This is a genomic window from Shewanella sp. KX20019 (genome assembly GCF_016757755.1).
GTDB lineage: Bacteria > Pseudomonadota > Gammaproteobacteria > Enterobacterales > Shewanellaceae > Shewanella.
On the sequence record NZ_CP068437.1, the window covers coordinates 1,690,974 to 1,706,708 of the forward strand.

The following is a 15,735-nucleotide window of genomic DNA, read 5'->3' on the forward strand; positions in this document are numbered from 1 at the left end:
CGCGTTGCTGGCTAGTTCTTCTATTATTATCGCAATCATCTGGCTTAGGCAAATTGACTCATTTAATGCTTAGGCACTATCGTTGAGCTTTGCGTAATTGACCTGAAGTATGGTGAGTTGTTATTAGGTTAGAAAAGTAGGCTGGTGGCACTAAATGCAATAGGTGAAGTTGATATGAACTCGACAATAGCAACAATAATGCGCCACCGTTCAATACGTCATTATACTGAGCAGGCCATCGAAGTGGAGAAGCTTGAACAGATTTTAAATTGCGCGTTAGCAGCCTCTACATCGAGCTTTATTCAATGTACTAGCATTATTCGTGTCTCAAACCCATCGCTACGGCAACAGTTGGCTAAATGTGCCGGAGGCCAGGACTATGTTGCATCCGCTGCTGAGTTCTTGGTATTTTGTGCAGACTTTAATCGCCATCAACAGATCCATGCTGAAGCGCAACTCGGTTTTACTGAGCAAACCTTAATCGGTGCCGTTGATACAGCATTGATGGGACAAAATGCGTTGCTCGCAGCGCAGTCGTTAGGTTTAGGTGGAGTGTTTATTGGCGGTATTCGCAATAACCCACAGCAAGTTACCGTGTTGTTAGAGTTACCAGAGCATGTACTGCCACTATTTGGTATGTGTCTAGGCTACCCTGCAAGAGAGCCTGAGCCCAAACCACGTCTGCCACTCAATATTGTGGTGCATCAAGACCAGTATCAACAACTCGACAGAGTCGTATTGGCTGAATATGACCAACATATTCGTGACTATTATGCTGCTCGTAGTAGCAGTACCAAGCAAACCTCTTGGTCTGAACATGTTAAAGCCGCGCTGAGCAAAGAATCACGGCCCTTTATGAAAGAATATCTTAATAGCCAAGGCTTTAGCGTTAAGTGAGCAGTGAACGCAAATCGCTGATTCATGATTGTTAGCGCAAATGAAGCGCAGTGAATAGACAAAATAACCTGTTGAAAACGAATTCTAATTAATGGAATCGGTATCAACAATCTAGGCTTGTTCACAGGACAAGATCCTCAATCTAGATGATATCGGAATTTTTGATTATAATGAGTCTTTGAAAAGCGAGTTGTATCGATGATCATTATCAGAAGTGGTCTATTAAGCACGACTCAACAAATTATTTATTAAAGAGAAAATACCATGAGCGCTATCCCAACATGCCCAAAATGTGAATCAACATACGTATACGAAGACGGTTCACAGCTCGTTTGTCCTGAATGTGCTCATGAATGGAATCCTAGCGAAGTTATCGTTGATCCAGATGCAATTATTTTAAAAGATGCTGTCGGCAATTTATTAGCAGAAGAAGATAAAGTGACACTAATCAAAGACCTTAAAGTGAAAGGGTCATCATTAGTGCTTAAAGTTGGTACCAAAGCGGTTATCAAACGTTTCGTAGACGGCGACCACGACATCGATTGTAAGGTCGATGGCCACGGCTATATGATGCTTAAATCTAAGTTTGTAAGAAAGCAAAACTAACCGACTTTCGAGTCGCACTGGTTACTGCAAACTATAAAAACATCTGCCTAGAGCAGATGTTTTTTTATGCCCCAAAGAAATCCGTTGGGTGTTTCATCTATGGCTACTTTTCAATAAAGAGAAAGAGGCTCTTAAGCCAGCGAATAAAGCAGAATCGCTTAGAGCACTGCTATCTCTTTAGAGTGCTAAAAGGGAGTTAAATAAAGCCACCCATAGCAAATTGCGAACATTGCATCCTCTTACTAAACTTTAGCTATTGCTAAAGTGGGGGGTGAATAAAATAAAGAATGAGAACAGATGGAACTCTGATAGTTCAAAGAGTAGCTGGAATGGGACGTTAAAGAACAAGAAAATATTTATTTCTGGTCTTTTTATTGGTTTTGCAATCGGTGTGACTCTTGGATCAATGTTGTGAGGTCGCGATAGATTGGAGGTGAACGGTTTAACCAGCCAGAAGGGGTTAACTTTGCGTTACCAGATTATCTATAGCTAGTGGATAAAACGGGTCGAATACTTCGTTAAGACAAGCTTGGCAGTATCTCTGCCAGTTCATCTAAGATTATAAATAGGTTGAATATATCAACGGACAATTGGATTAAACTCACCTCTGAGTTTGGTAAGATATTTCATGGGCCAGTTGGTACCACTCAAGGGCTTACAAATTACTGCGAACATCTACAAAAACGGCGCCGTCATTTTGCTAAGTGTTGTCGGTATTTAGAAGATGGTTGGTAGCCTAATTTAGCTAGCTTACTGTTCGTTGTACTTATTACTTGAATCCAGCAGCCCTTCAAAATCTTGAGTTAACAACCCCTGTCAGAAATTCTGTTTCACGCTAGAATTCCCCCTGTTTAACATTCATAAGTAGATTGACGGTGGCATTGCTGTTGCTGCAGGTCGAGTCATTGTGTGCAGTTGAAATTCAATTAAGCAACGAGTTGTTACCTTTCTAAATCCCTCAGCGACTTCGTGCCCATTTATACCAAGCAGGTTATTTAGGTTATCCAATATGGATCTCTTGTTATTGCTATTTGATGAGAAGATTACTGTCAAAATCGAGGCAATAATGAAATTTACTCCTTAGTTGGTAAGGCTCTCCAAAATATGAATTATATCAAGGTTTGGAGGGTTGTAGTAATTTTTGTTGTTAACTGGAGGGGTATTGTGTTGTAACCCTCCAGTTCTGAGTGTAGGATGCTCGCCGTTGAAACAAGTTGACGAGAGCTGCAACATGAGCATCAAAATTGAAGCATATATGCAAACTAGAGGTTATTTATGTTTACTTGCTTACTGATTGCAGAAGTAGGTAGGTCTGCTTGATGAAAACAGCACTGAAACAAGGCATTTAATCGATAGTTTTGATGTTATCTATATCCTTTCTGAAGAGATAATTAAAACCGCAAGCCGTTATTAACCAACTCCACGCCGTCTTTGAGCGGCTTTAGCAATGAGATCTGTACCAATGAAAAAACTTGTATTAGTGTCACTTATAACAACGGCATTAACAGCCTGTGGCGGAGGATCTTCGTCATCAGAAAACTCATCCTCTTTAGTCAGTGGCAAGGCAATAGACGGCTATATCATCGGGGCGACCGTATTTCTTGATCTTAACTTCAATGGCCAACTTGACCCTAAAGAGCCAAGCACAGTTACAGAGGAGGAGGGGGAGTTTGCTCTCCATATTTCTGACAATTATGCCAAGTGCGCTGAATACGTTCCCGTAACTGTAGATGTGCCTGTAGGCGCTATAGACACTGACTATCCTGATACGCCGATCACCGAAGCGTACACCATGGTGTTTCCTCCACATTTTACGCTAACAACCGATCAAGACCTTATTAACCTTACCCCGTTAACTTCCGTGGTATGGGATCAGGTAGAGAGAGAGCTTCAGGGTGATAGCACCGCGCCCTTAACATGCGAAACGATTTTAAATGGGGAAGAGCTGCGAAAAGACATTAAGAGCCGCCTATCTGCCCAAGAGCTGCGAGTCGCCAGAAGATACAACATAACAGTTAATGACCTATACGGTGACTATGTTGCATCTGGTGACACTGAGATCCACGCTATTGCTCAGGCAATTGTTCCTTCGCTGCAGAAGTCATACGTAGAAACAAAAGAACTGATTGATAGTAATCCAGATGCCAGCATTGTTTGGGTGGAATACTTTTCTGGCAAGTTTAGTAGTGAAGGCCACTATCTCGATAGCTGGTATCGAACCTCGTTTGTGCAGGCATCAAGCGGTAATTTTGAATCTGAAACGCATGAAGTTAGTGAAGATCTGAATCACTTGGTCGGATTATTCAGCAAACAAGTAATGGCTTCTACTCAACGTGACGGCCTAAATATTCAAAGAACTGTAACAGTTGAGCAAGAAAGTGATAACTACAGTTGCTCGAATGATGAAGAGATTGAAACTGTTAGTGGACAAAGCACGTCTGGAATTCGCAGTACCTATATAGGTGCTGTGGAGGGCTGGGAGCAATGCGCTTCTATGGACGAAGGTAATTTAGTGCAATCTAAGCTTGTTCGTGACACCTCATCCACTGGTCGTACTTATGCTGAGTTTGTCTACCACTCAGGAAATGTTAACCAGTTTCGTGAATTGGCAGGCATTACGGACACTATTACCAGTAGCGACATTGAGGCGGTAACGGCAGGGATTAGCCGCAGCTTCTATGATGAGTCTAATTTCGATTCTGACTTTTGGTATAGAGTCGAAGATGTATCGGGCGACGACCCTACACAGGTCATGACAATGCATGACAGTCACGGCCAGTGGGAGAGGAATACATTCTACAAAGACGGAACTCATAAGACTGAGTGCGGCACGTCTGCAGACAGCTTAGATACATCACTATGTAGTGATACAAGCAATTAGCGACAAAATAATATACCTAGCCGTCTATGGGCGGCTTTTTAACAATGAGAGCAACATAATGTACGGAATACCAATATTTGTTTATGCGATTGTAGCCTCGTTAATCACGATAGCTTGGATCGTCTTGCCATTCGCCGTCTTTGGCCTTAAGGGAAGAGCAGACAGGGTTATTGAAGAGCTAAAGGCAGTGAACGAGAACCTATATATGCTGAGAAAAGAAATAGCTAACAAAGGCGGTAGCCACTCTGAAGATACATCATCGTTTAAGGCTGAAAAGTGACAAAGCAAAAAGGCTTTACGCTTATCGAGCTGATAGTAGTGATCATTATCTTAGGGGTACTTGCTGTAATAGCAGCACCTAGGTTTATTAATCTGGGTGACGATGCGGCCAACGCTACTCTTAAAACGATGAAAGGAGTGATTGATAGTGCCTTAGCCATGTCTTATTCCAAGATGGCTATAGAAGGTAAGGAAGGGCTTGCTTCAGCGGCACCAGATTTTGTCCTGATTGTGATGTATTCGCTTATGGCTATCCAACTAATGCTTATGCTGACTTGCCAAGTCTGGTAGATAACATGACTCAATCCATCGGTGGAACAGGCAGTGCTGACTGGCTAGTGACTCCTACATTTGGGGCTGGTGAGTCTTGGATCTATTCAGAAATTCATGCTGACAGAAAGTGCTGGCTTGTTTATAAGCCAGCGACAAACGACACAAAAAAATACAGTTTAGAAATAGTTGAGTGCAGATAAGGAAGTCTTTCAGAAATATATAGGTGTGGGACTTCAGAGTTACGGACGGCGCTGGGTAACGCTTTGATAGTTCTCCACCATTAATGATGGAGTTTATCAAGGAAAACAAGATGAAGATAAAGGTTGGATTAGCGGCGATGATTGCGATGTGGAATCGGTGTTTTCAATGTCGAAGATAACTTACCAACGTCTCCTCTTCACAGCCTAGCTTAGAGCGGGTCACAAACGCTGCTTGCTTACTAGTAATTTTTAAGATCTAGTCCATCCATCTTCTGGTACTGCATTGTATAAACATGTCTTACCGCTTAATACTAATAAGTGAACCCAGGATGAGTAAGGGATACTAGATACCTCATCTGGTTCACCATCACACCACTTTCTAAGTACTTTTGTCTTATCTTTACTCGCGGTTTTGAGGCCAAGCATTCTGGCAATATCAGTCTTGCAGTGACCAATAAAGATCATGGTATCTATGACATGTATAACTTCTGCATTGGTTGGTTCGCGATACTTGGGATCGTCGATGTTCCTATATGAGTCAAGTCTAATTGGGTTCATGAAGTAGACAATTCCAACATGTCGCTTCATCTTTCTGAAGGACTCCATGACCTCGCGCTCATCGAGATCACCTATATCAGCCACTTTATCCAAAAATTCATCTCCAAACTTTTCATTTCGTCAAGAATACAATTCTTTAGGAGGGAACTCAATTCAATACCCTCCAAACAATCTGGTTGGTCGAAAATATGATTAACGTTAACTCGGTGAAGGAATTGTGCGTTTACTATGTGTTTTAGGAGGACGTGAACGTTAACTCCCAGCTTGTTGCATGTAGAATGCTCCTCGTGGAAACATGGAACTAACGTGGTAAGTAATATTAGCGCTAAAGCCTAAAAATTGAGCAGGTATTTAACGGCCTTTGCACTTGTACAGAACAGATCTTGCTAGGTGGTTAAACATCAAAGTTTGGATATAGCTTAACTGCTTCATGGCTAGAGCCAGTTGTTCAAGCTATCCGCTAAGTTATGCTATTGGAAGCTGCGAGTGCATTTACTTACTTCGACATTGATACTACTGCTAACGACCCTTAAGCGTTAGACCAACAGAAACCAGCACTATGAAGTTAGACCTTGGGGAGAGGAAAAAAATACTAGAAGCTATAGCTGAAACAGGCCCGTTCATTCAGCGAGAGACAAAAACAGTATATAGATAAATAGCTATGGCCAATAATGAAAATAAAAAAACTAGGTTTACTCTATGCCATACGGCGTTTGGGACTACTATTGACGAAGAGTGTGATACGTGTGGCTGGCTCACTTGCCCTAAGTGCGGTAAGTGTGGCCCAGCTTACCAATACTGGGAGTCAACGGGAGGCCATCAAGATGAGTATGACCCTTATGACTTCGCGCATAACGAAGAGCCAGAAGACCACTCTAGATCACGCTAACGGCAAAGATTCAATCAATTTAGGAAACAAGGCCGCCGACCTCCCTTCCTACATTTTAGCTAGAGGGCTTATTTAAATTCAACATTGGCATTGTGTGAATGCGACCAGCCTAGGCCTTCTGGCAGCTCGGTTACAGGCCAGCCAAAGTCTTCTGTCACTTTTGGCAACGATGGCGGGTGTGAGAACGTAGCGGGTAGCGGTGGGTCGAATAAACTATTTCCTTTGAATGTAAGCTCAATGACGTTCAGTCTCACTCGAGTTAGTCCATGTTCATTGAGTCCTCTTATAGCCTCCATGATTTTTGGTTTGGATAGATTAATGAGGGCTAGAGCCTGTGATAGCGTCGCATTTCGCCTACCCGCAATGTGGCACAGCACAAGGCGCTCATTCAGCGTATGCGATTTTGCACTGCGATATGTCTTAAGGAAGTTCGTTAGGCGCATGGTAGTCCTCTTGCTACCTTTCCCGCGTTAACGGGAAAGGTTTGTTGTTAGTGGCAGTTAGTGCAAGTATCGCTCGGCAATTCTTCGCTATGGGAAACGTGGCAGTCGCTACAGGCTATCATTTCAAAGTGCTTCTGATGTGTTTCGTCAGCGAACTCGTTTAGTGCTCCGTGACACTCGACACACTTCTCGTTTTCAAATGTTAATTCCGTAGTTGGTGAACCGTCTGGATGGCAAGACTCGCAACCTGCCATTTCTGCATGGGTCTCTGCGGTTGTCTGTGCTACAGCTGCGCCGGATATGGTTAGTAGCACTGCAAGTCCTAAAGGTTTTAGCATGGTGTCTCTCCGTGGTTAAGCGACCGTCATCTGGCCAGTGTAAAGAATGAAGTTTCTTAGCAGTAAAACACCCAACAGGCTGCAGCATGCGGTTACTACCACGTAGGACAGCTTTCGTTTTGAAGATGCTTCCATGAATAGGTTCATCGCCAGTGGTGTGGTTAGGCCGAGTGTTACGATCCCCAGCCAGAATACAGCGCCCCAGAATCCAGTCCCAATAGCGGCCATTGCTGCTACTTGCTTCTGACCGCCTGACACGATGAGTCCTGCGAAGAAGGTGAATAGCAGCACTAGCTCTGTAAGTATCAGCGGGATCTCAATGCGGTGGATAAAGTGCACCTCCTTACCATCTGGGTCACCTTTTAGTAGAACACCACCTATAAGTGTTCCTGCGGCTCCAGAGGATATCCCCGATATTAGAAATAGCATCGGCAGTACAGGATTGTTTAGCATTGGAAATGTGGTCAGGGCAGATAATAAGAAGCCTGTGTACGCGCCAAGTGACATAGACAAAACCACTAGGAGACCTGTGATCGTCGGCTCATGTTTCGTTAGGGCTGCAAGTGCTTTATCGACTACAGACCAGCGTCCCGCACACCATGTCTGTATTGGCTCTTTGAATAAACAGGCAAGCCAAGCGAATAGCGCCACTTGGTAAACCATCAGCACGGCAACGCCAATAGACATTATCGATGTCGGGTTATAGAAGACTAAAATCTTCCAGAAGTCGAATGGTTTGGTCAGGTCTATTACTAGAATTCCGAGGCCAGCAAATACGGCCAATGGGGCTAGAATACACGCTGCTCGCACGAATGGTGACTTGTGCGCATCTTTGCCAAGCTTGAAGTTCTTGAGCAGTACAGCGAAGCAGATAGCGCCTGCTGATATACCAGCTAAGAATAGATATATAGCGATTGGCCAGTGCCATACTAAACTGTCGAAGTGAAAAGGGCTCATAGCGCTAAGTCTCCCGTCTTGGCTGCGATGCGGAACAGTTTTGGTCTTGTTCCTAACTCAGTCTTAGTTCGGTAGTGTGCTGTGGTTTTTAGTAGCTGCACGATTTTTGAATCTGGGTCTTGCAGGTTTCCAAACGTGAGTGCTTCGGTAGGGCATGCTGTTACACACGCTGGCTGTTCACCGTTCTTTAGCTTGGTTTCTTTACAGAAGTCGCATTTATCCGCGGCCTTTGTCTCAGGGTTAATGAAACGGATCTGGTATGGACATGCAGCTATGCAGTATAGGCAGCCTACGCATTTCCACGGGTCAACAGCCACAATACCTGTGGCCTCGTCATAGTTAGCCGCGCCTGTTGGGCACACATTAACGCAAGGTGTTCCCTCACATTGTTGGCATGATTTACGCGAAAACTTGAAGTACTGGTTTGGGTAGTCACCGAAGGGTCCCTCTTTCTCAATACTTAGACGGCTCACGCCCTCTGGTACGTCATTTGTTTTGCGGCACGCCTGTTCACACAGGTTGCATCCGATACATTTCGTTTCATCATGTACCATGCCATACCGGACTTTTGGGTCGTGCTGATGGCCTTCGTGGGCTGATGCTGCAATAGAAGCACTGGCTACACCAACGGCAGATGCACACATTGATTTTAGGAACGTTCGTCTTGGATTATTCACCTTGTGCGTCCTCTTTTATTGCATGGCACTTGGCACATATCTGGCTTCGTTGTTCTGGTTCTAGGCCGAACATTGGGTCGTTGCTACTGTGCAGTTTGTGACAGCTTGCGCAGTTCACTTTGTTGGTGTGTACGGTGTGCGTCCACTCTTTGCTACCTTGTGATGACACTAAGTGACAGCTCTCGCATGCCGCGACTTGCTGTATTGCGGTGGCGCTTGATTTTTCAGCAAAGCCTAGGAGGTTTGAGGCTTTACGTGGGTGCCCCTCTTTGCGGCCATGGCAGTTTTGACATTTTATGACAAGGTCGTTGGCCGAGTGCACACCAAACATCTTGCCGTTTTTCTTGTGGCACATGATGCATTGCTTGTTGCCATTGATGTCTAGCTTAGGTTCATCGGCTTTAGCGGTTGCTTGTAGTGGGGATAGCACTGTGGCTAGTGCCATTGCGTAAATGTATTTGTGTAGTTGTCGCATAAGTAGTTCTCTGTTGGCAGCCATTTATAGTGGCTGCCGAGGTTGGTGGTTAGTTGCCTTGTTCACGGAGTTACTGTTCTCCCTTAGCCATGTTCTGGCATTTAGTCAGGATCTCATCCTCCTCATGCTCTTCGCTCTTGAAGAACTTAATGCAGGTCATTACAAAAACGATAGCTACGAACGGTACGATGACGAACAGGACGCCGTAGATGAATAGGTAACTCATTAATCCCAGTGTGCTCATGGTTTATTCCCTATGTTGCTTAAAATTGTTAGTCGTTTGGAAACCGAAACTTGTCGGATTCTTAGTACGATTTAACTCAAATTTTCAGCGCTAGTCATTTCTGGATTCGATGTTTGGGCGGGTAGTCTTGTTTGGATTTTATAGAAGATGAATACCACTTTTTTAGAATGTCATATGGGCTTAACAGTTTTTAATTAATTGTTTTCTACAACTACAAATCCGCTGTTTGACCGTTGGTAATATTGGTAGTGTGGCGTCAAGTTAATTTTACAGGTTAGGATTTGTCGCTATGGATAACGGGTTGTTACTGTCTTTGGATTTACTGAGCATCAGTATCTTTATTAGCGTTTATGAGAACCACTCAGTAACCGAAACGGCCACTGAGATGGGCGCACCAGCTCCGAAAGTAAGCAGAAGTATTCAGCGTATTCGTAACGCATTCGGTAATGAGCTATTCGTCCGCAAGAAGCATGGCCTAGAACCTAATGAGTTTGCCGATCGAATTTACCCTGCGGCTAAGAATTTAATGGATAGTTTCGATGGAATTAGGAATGTTCTAGTGGATACGGCTGAGGGTGCAGCTAAGACATTCAACATAGTAGCTCCTGATATTTTAGCTAAGTCATTACTTAACCCACTCCTCGATGCAGCCGATGACCGCAGCAAGAAGCTGAGGCTCAATGTCAAAGCTTGGGGCAGCGGCTCACTCGATGATGTTGTTTCTGGTGCGGCAGATTTTGGTATCTACAGCTCCGACGGCTCTGATATTGCGAACCTACTTGATAAGAGCCTATCGCACACAAAACTTGCGTCCTTAAACTCGCTGTACTTAGCATGCGCTGAGGGGCACCCCTTACTGTCCGGAGAGATTAGTCTTGAGACTATCGCTGAGTATCCGCACGTGTGGTGTGATACCGGTTCGGAGTCTCGGTACTCTAGTAAGTATCAGGAGTATTGCGCGCGTAAGTCGTTGCCTCTGCAATCTGCTATGGAGACAGTGAGTTCATCAGCGTTGTTAGCCTGTATTGCTGGTAGTGAGTACGTCACGGTTACTGCTTGTTCGTCTGTGTACGAGGAAACAGGCAAAACTAAAGGCGTGCATGGGGTTAGGATCTCCGATGTTGAAGCCCGTAATATGTATGGCCTAGTTGGCGAGCAAAGCATATCTCTGGTGTATAGCACGAAGAATAAGAAGCAAGATTTTCTATGGCTAAAACAGCGGATCGAGCAGCTTGGTTTCGAGATCTTGTTCTAGTCACAAAATGCATTTTATAGGAACTGTGTTTCTATATTTCGAGGAGTGATGTGGGCTTCAAGAACCCAGCTTTTAAATTTGTTGATACCGAAAAAAACTTTTATAACTAGCGGCGAGTACTTACAAAAACAAACTCGGAGCTATAAAAATGATGAACAATTTTAAACGCTGTCTTGTCGCTGGAGCTGTGGCATTCGTGCTAGCTGGCTGTAGTGGTAGCGATGGCAAAGATGGCACTAATGGCACAGATGGCGAGAACGGGCAAGATGGTACTTCCCCTGTACCCTATACAACCACAATTGAACAGGCTTATGACTTTAAGTTAGATCTCACCCCTGCCGATATATCCATGAGTGATGGCAAGCCACTGTCTGTAACGTTTAAAGCAACTAATAATTTTGGGGTTCCGCTGTCAGGGATACACAAGGCAACGCTTATCGCCTCATCTGAAGACGAAAACGGTGAGTGGATTAACCACGTATGGACAAATGAGCCAGGGGGATATCTGTATTGCACCCCAGAAGGCACAATGGAAGATGACGGAGAGACCGTTAATACTTGTACGCTGACAGAGACTGAAGTGGGGACATACGAAGCAACATGGGATCACGAAGGTCAAGCGCCAGTGATCCTAAAAGGGGCGGACGTTAATGCGGTAAACAGATTAATCGTTCGTTTGTATAAGATGAAGAATGCTGAAGGTGAGTACATTAGTGATAAGGTATTTGCAGCGCCAATAACGTTCATCCCATCAACAGGTGAGTTGGCCACGCCGACAAAGACGACAATAAGTACTGAGTCCTGTATTGCATGCCATGGCTCTATAGAAGGCTTTGAAGATGGCGACAAGCGCATCGCAAAGCTTGAGGCGCATCATAACTACCAGACTGTTGAGGCATGCGTGTCATGTCATAACCCGTCGTTAGAAAATCACCCATTATTTGATACAGATGTCGGCTGGAACATCAACTTTGATGAGATGATCCATCGGTTACATGCAGGTCATCAGGCTGAAGCTAAGTTTGGCATGCCATTGCAAGGTATGGCTCATGACTTCTTTGGCGATATCGGCTTCCCTAATGAGCTTAACGACTGTTCTTCATGCCATGACAACAATGCTTGGAAAGAGATCGTCAATGAGGGAGCGTGTGTTAGCTGCCACCTTACCGTTAATCTTACTACTGGTGAGAATCATGCGGGTATCGTGCCTAACGGTGATGAAGCTTGCTTAGGTTGTCATACAAGTGGAAGCTTAGGCGCTGAAGGTGCTCACTCTGTTGGATTGCGCGCTGAAGGTACAGACCTTGTATCTCTGGACGTAACAAGCGTTAAGTTTGACGGCGTAGAGCTAGCGGTTAAGGTTGTTGTTAATCTTAACGGTGAACCTCTAATGACTGAGACTCTTGCTGAAGTTCTTAAGTCTATCCCCGAAGAACACCATATGCCTATCGGCGTAGTGACTGGTAAAGGTATTATTCATCGTATTATCCCTGAGTATCATCATAACGTTCGCGTCTTTGATCAAGAGTTCGATGCTACAGACTCATCTTTCACCATGACCATCACTGAAGACATGGTTATGGAAGACTTTAAAGCTGAGTTCGCAAACCTTGGCAACAAGACAGTGTGGGTTAGTTCTGACATTGCGGTATGTGTTGCTAAAGACACAGTAGGCAATGCGGTATTAGCAGAGTGTAAGGATGCAGGGCATTCAGGTCTTGATTACGCTGTAGCGGCTAAAATGACTCCTAAGTATTGGAACATGGCCACTGACAACGGCGACAACCCAATCCTTCCTCGCTTCGCTGATGAAAGCCGTATGAACGTTTCTGAAGCCAAATGTAATGCTTGTCACGGCAGCTTAACCATTCCTAAGTTGGCACACGTACACGGCGTTGATGACTTTGGCAGTTGTTCAGCTTGTCACAATGAGACAAACACAGGCACTTACCATGGCCGAGTCACTAAGTTTGCACCAGGAGAAGATACGCCTGAGACAACTAAGTACGAAGTGTACAGCCGTGACTTATCGACAGTGACTCACCGTTATCACAGCGGGCACTGGGATTCACAAGATCCAAGCGGTGTTTACTTAACATCTGAGGACGAGTTAAAGGGCTATTCAGCTTCTAAGACTGACTGCTCAGTGTGTCACAAAGAAGAGTCTCCATTGTTCGGCACTGATGGTGGGCTGTTCTCAGGTAAGATTGCCACTCAAGTTACAGACACTTGGATTGCTCCTCACTTGGTAGGCCAGAAGCTAGAAGATGATGTGCCAGCAGTAGGCTATATCTCGCCTGTTGCTGAAGCATGTCGTAGTTGTCACGCTCACTCTGACAAGGCGGCTATTGCACACTTCAAGACTAACGGCGCGTATGTGGCAGAGTTCGATAGCGAGGGTAACTTGTTGCCAGAGTCTATTAGTGGCACGAAAGAGATGTCAGTTGAGAGCTGTGGTGTGTGCCATGCGAAAGGTAAATCTTTCGGTGTAGATAAGTTCCACAAGTTCTAAAGAAAAAGTGTGCGGGTTAGTCCCTGCCAGTTCCCCCGTACAAACTTTTAGCCCCTGAATCATCACAGGGGCTTTTTCTTGCCTAGTCGGCAGTGACTTCGGCGTAGATAACCCTTAGTGCTTCTACTGCTTTGTTGTAGTTCTCGTCCCATTCGGAAGCCATATAGTTTAGGTAGTACGCTGGCTGCATTAGCGAGTTATGCAATGCGTCCATTGCTCCCTCTGGCAATGCCTCTACTCTAATGTTGCTGCGGCCTGATACATAACTTATGAGGCTCTTAGTTCCCACAAACCCAAGGTATCGACCAGTGCTGATATTCGCTGCCCATTCATCGAGGTTGTTTACCTCAAGTGTTTCTTTTATCTCTATAGAGTGCTTGCGGCAGTAGGACTGTAGTGGATCTATGCGCTCGTTAAATCCATCAGAGGCCATGTACATAAAACCATAGCTAGCGATGGTTTCTAGGGTGACGACTTCTTCGTCCCATATGGGGTGTGACGGAACGGCTGCAAGGTGAAGCGAGTTCTCTGCACCAATTCGTTCAGACTCAATGCCGTCTGTGAATATTTCATCAAGAGAGAACATGATGTCGACTTCCCCGTTCTCCATCATCTCTTCCGATTTAGCTGTCTTGCTGCGGAATATAAACCAATCACTCTCTATGCCCAGTGCAGCACTCCTGTTAACTATTGCTGTGGGGATGACTCCCATCAAGCGCGGGCATACGTGTACCGTAAGTTTGGCTTTACACAATCCGTTGTTATCAGAGGATAGGCTACTCGTAATCGTGTTAACGGCTGGGGTTATTTCTTTATATATTCTGTGGGCTAGGTCGGTCGGGACTAGTCCTGCTTTACGTCTGTAGAACAGTTCATCGTTGAAGTATGTTCGCAGTGAAGCAATGTGTCGACTCACTTTAGAAGCATGTAGTTTCGTGGCTACAGCAGCTTTGGTTACGCTCCGTTCTTGGTATACTTTCGTGAAAATAATGAGAGTAATTATATCAATGTTTGATAGCTTTTCGCTGGTATTGTTCGACATGACTGTATCCTTGTATCGGTCTTGGATAATGTACAAGGTATAGGCAAAATTTAGTGTGATTCGTGTTGGTTTTAGCCCCTGAAAAAGGAGATTGTTTACATCGTTAACCTATTTTTAAGGAATAGAAATCAGTGGCTTGGTTATCGGTGAACCCGCGTATGAATTGGCGGACGATTTTCCACCTACACCTCGACTGTCCATGCTGTTCTGATTTGTTTATATTCAGGAGTCGGTGCCTGATTGTAACGATAGCCTAGTCTGAAACTCGGCCAGTATCACACTGTATCGCTTCTTAACGAGTTCAGGCATTTCCTCACTTGTGTCGATTCGCGTATCATTGAATACGTTAGAATGGCGTGCTCCAGTAGGTTCATAAATATTGTGATTGCAGCCTCACGCTTACGCTCTTTGGTACGTAAAAGTATGGTGTATCGTACTAGTTGGTCTTTTAATATTTTATTTGTCTCCTAGTTGTTTGCTGGGGGGCTTACGGTGACTAAGCTTTAACTCGTTAAATTTCAGGCAGAAAAAAGCCCCGATACTTTCGTATCGAGGCTTTCTATATTTGGTGGAGGCGGCGGGGCTCTTCTTTGTATTTTAAGGTGTTGTTTGTATTTGGTTTGTTTGATCTGTTTTTGTACAGGTGTTCCATTGAGTGTTACATTGGTTTGATGGTGCAAATGCAAATTTTGGAACCAACTCAGATTATTTTCTTCTAAAAATGGGCAAGCACAACGATTAATACCTTGAAGAAGCCTGTTAGCAGTAAGCAGATCAAGAGTTGTTTCTTAGGCAAGTTTCATCAGCTCAATGAAACTGACCGACATTATCATTTTATCATTAGCCCTAATTCCTTTCTGACTCAAAGCTTGTTAGAGCTGACCGGCTGACCGGCTAAGCGGGTAATAAGTCAGTGAGCCATAAATGAAACTTACTAAGTGCTTTCACTAAGGCATCCATATCAAAGCGCACTTTTCCGATTAAGTCTACTCGTTTGTCCGCCTTGAATTTTTAGAATATTTATTAATCAACGGCCTTGCTTAAGCTAGGCTTAGATAATAGATTTAGAAGATAATAGTTAAAATTTCTTTTCACTTACAAAATACGCTAACCGCAAGCCATTGTTTTATTAGGTTATTAGGTTGTAAGTGGTTTCAATGGTTGAGGTTGTTTGAGTAACTTTCAGGTCGGAAAAATAATCTGTTGATA

The 15,735-nt window shown here is 44.3% G+C and carries 16 protein-coding genes and 1 pseudogene; 9 read left to right on the plus strand and 8 right to left on the minus strand.

Translation table 11 applies throughout. From position 1 onward, the window contains the following. Positions 1-174 precede the first annotated feature (174 nt). The 7 genes and pseudogenes from nfsA (at position 175) to JK628_RS07435 (ending at position 5,136) form a co-directional block, all read left to right on the plus strand. Positions 175-897, plus strand: a complete 723-nt coding sequence (gene nfsA / locus JK628_RS07410) for an oxygen-insensitive NADPH nitroreductase (RefSeq protein ID WP_202288879.1) — start codon at positions 175-177, stop codon at positions 895-897. Between the two features lie 264 nt (positions 898-1,161). Continuing rightward, complete coding sequence (locus tag JK628_RS07415; protein ID WP_202288880.1) at positions 1,162-1,503, plus strand: zinc ribbon domain-containing protein YjdM; 342 nt, start codon at positions 1,162-1,164, stop codon at positions 1,501-1,503. Positions 1,504-1,929: 426 nt separating this feature from the next. Beyond that, positions 1,930-2,238, plus strand: a pseudogene (locus JK628_RS23275) (transposase); the annotation flags it as partial. 727 nt (positions 2,239-2,965) lie between these two features. After that, entirely contained in the window at positions 2,966-4,384 is a 1,419-nt protein-coding gene (locus JK628_RS07420) for a hypothetical protein (RefSeq protein ID WP_202288881.1), read from the plus strand. 58 nt (positions 4,385-4,442) lie between these two features. Continuing rightward, positions 4,443-4,664, plus strand: coding sequence for a hypothetical protein (locus JK628_RS07425; RefSeq protein WP_202288882.1), 222 nt, complete (start codon positions 4,443-4,445; stop codon positions 4,662-4,664). After that, complete coding sequence (locus JK628_RS07430) at positions 4,661-4,954, plus strand: prepilin-type N-terminal cleavage/methylation domain-containing protein (protein WP_202288883.1); 294 nt, start codon at positions 4,661-4,663, stop codon at positions 4,952-4,954. The genes JK628_RS07425 and JK628_RS07430 overlap by 4 nt, the downstream gene beginning before the upstream one ends. Positions 4,955-4,959: 5 nt before the next feature. Further along, positions 4,960-5,136, plus strand: a complete 177-nt coding sequence (locus JK628_RS07435; protein ID WP_202288884.1) for a hypothetical protein — start codon at positions 4,960-4,962, stop codon at positions 5,134-5,136. A gap of 249 nt (positions 5,137-5,385) precedes the next feature. Here JK628_RS07435 and JK628_RS07440 read toward each other — a convergent pair whose 3' ends face one another. From JK628_RS07440 to JK628_RS07470, 7 genes are all read right to left on the minus strand, one after another. Continuing rightward, entirely contained in the window at positions 5,386-5,694 is a 309-nt protein-coding gene (locus tag JK628_RS07440; RefSeq protein WP_237524164.1) for a hypothetical protein, read from the minus strand. Between the two features lie 957 nt (positions 5,695-6,651). Then, the gene (locus JK628_RS07445) at positions 6,652-7,026 is read right to left on the minus strand and encodes a hypothetical protein (RefSeq protein ID WP_202288887.1); all 375 of its coding nucleotides are present in this window, start codon (positions 7,024-7,026) and stop codon (positions 6,652-6,654) included. 47 nt (positions 7,027-7,073) lie between these two features. Continuing rightward, positions 7,074-7,364, minus strand: a complete 291-nt coding sequence (locus JK628_RS07450) for a cytochrome c3 family protein (protein WP_202288888.1) — start codon at positions 7,362-7,364, stop codon at positions 7,074-7,076. A 15-nt stretch (positions 7,365-7,379) separates the two neighbouring features. Continuing rightward, positions 7,380-8,321 (minus strand): cytochrome c nitrite reductase subunit NrfD, encoded by a 942-nt coding sequence (gene nrfD / locus JK628_RS07455; RefSeq protein ID WP_202288889.1) that lies wholly within the window; start codon positions 8,319-8,321, stop codon positions 7,380-7,382. Next, on the minus strand, positions 8,318-8,998 hold the full coding sequence (locus JK628_RS07460) for a 4Fe-4S dicluster domain-containing protein (RefSeq protein ID WP_202288890.1): 681 nt from the start codon (positions 8,996-8,998) through the stop codon (positions 8,318-8,320). Before JK628_RS07460 ends, nrfD begins: the two co-directional genes overlap by 4 nt. Then, entirely contained in the window at positions 8,991-9,473 is a 483-nt protein-coding gene (locus JK628_RS07465; RefSeq protein WP_202288891.1) for a cytochrome c3 family protein, read from the minus strand. The genes JK628_RS07460 and JK628_RS07465 overlap by 8 nt, the downstream gene beginning before the upstream one ends. A gap of 70 nt (positions 9,474-9,543) precedes the next feature. Further along, entirely contained in the window at positions 9,544-9,717 is a 174-nt protein-coding gene (locus JK628_RS07470; protein ID WP_202288892.1) for a hypothetical protein, read from the minus strand. 289 nt (positions 9,718-10,006) lie between these two features. Between JK628_RS07470 and JK628_RS07475 the strand changes: the two genes are divergently transcribed. Together JK628_RS07475 and JK628_RS07480 are read left to right on the plus strand one after the other, a co-directional pair. Continuing rightward, positions 10,007-10,972, plus strand: coding sequence for a LysR family transcriptional regulator (locus JK628_RS07475; protein ID WP_202288893.1), 966 nt, complete (start codon positions 10,007-10,009; stop codon positions 10,970-10,972). Positions 10,973-11,120: 148 nt separating this feature from the next. After that, on the plus strand, positions 11,121-13,484 hold the full coding sequence (locus JK628_RS07480) for an OmcA/MtrC family decaheme c-type cytochrome (protein WP_202288894.1): 2,364 nt from the start codon (positions 11,121-11,123) through the stop codon (positions 13,482-13,484). Positions 13,485-13,566: 82 nt separating this feature from the next. Here the strand turns inward: JK628_RS07480 and JK628_RS23280 are convergent, their stop codons facing one another. Further along, entirely contained in the window at positions 13,567-14,526 is a 960-nt protein-coding gene (locus JK628_RS23280) for a LysR family transcriptional regulator (RefSeq protein ID WP_202288895.1), read from the minus strand. Positions 14,527-15,735: the final 1,209 nt, after the last annotated feature.

What these genes read in the sequence shown, in the direction of transcription:
- nfsA (WP_202288879.1), top strand. Translation starts at nt 175, where the DNA reads ATGAACTCGACAATAGCAACAATAATGCGCCACCGTTCAATACGTCAT.
- JK628_RS07415 (WP_202288880.1), top strand. Translation starts at nt 1,162, where the DNA reads ATGAGCGCTATCCCAACATGCCCAAAATGTGAATCAACATACGTATAC.
- JK628_RS07420 (WP_202288881.1), top strand. Translation starts at nt 2,966, where the DNA reads ATGAAAAAACTTGTATTAGTGTCACTTATAACAACGGCATTAACAGCC.
- JK628_RS07425 (WP_202288882.1), top strand. Translation starts at nt 4,443, where the DNA reads ATGTACGGAATACCAATATTTGTTTATGCGATTGTAGCCTCGTTAATC.
- JK628_RS07435 (WP_202288884.1), top strand. Translation starts at nt 4,960, where the DNA reads ATGACTCAATCCATCGGTGGAACAGGCAGTGCTGACTGGCTAGTGACT.
- JK628_RS07440 (WP_237524164.1), bottom strand. Translation starts at nt 5,694, where the DNA reads ATGAACCCAATTAGACTTGACTCATATAGGAACATCGACGATCCCAAG.
- JK628_RS07445 (WP_202288887.1), bottom strand. Translation starts at nt 7,026, where the DNA reads ATGCGCCTAACGAACTTCCTTAAGACATATCGCAGTGCAAAATCGCAT.
- JK628_RS07450 (WP_202288888.1), bottom strand. Translation starts at nt 7,364, where the DNA reads ATGCTAAAACCTTTAGGACTTGCAGTGCTACTAACCATATCCGGCGCA.
- nrfD (WP_202288889.1), bottom strand. Translation starts at nt 8,321, where the DNA reads ATGAGCCCTTTTCACTTCGACAGTTTAGTATGGCACTGGCCAATCGCT.
- JK628_RS07465 (WP_202288891.1), bottom strand. Translation starts at nt 9,473, where the DNA reads ATGCGACAACTACACAAATACATTTACGCAATGGCACTAGCCACAGTG.
- JK628_RS07470 (WP_202288892.1), bottom strand. Translation starts at nt 9,717, where the DNA reads ATGAGCACACTGGGATTAATGAGTTACCTATTCATCTACGGCGTCCTG.
- JK628_RS07475 (WP_202288893.1), top strand. Translation starts at nt 10,007, where the DNA reads ATGGATAACGGGTTGTTACTGTCTTTGGATTTACTGAGCATCAGTATC.
- JK628_RS07480 (WP_202288894.1), top strand. Translation starts at nt 11,121, where the DNA reads ATGATGAACAATTTTAAACGCTGTCTTGTCGCTGGAGCTGTGGCATTC.
- JK628_RS23280 (WP_202288895.1), bottom strand. Translation starts at nt 14,526, where the DNA reads ATGTCGAACAATACCAGCGAAAAGCTATCAAACATTGATATAATTACT.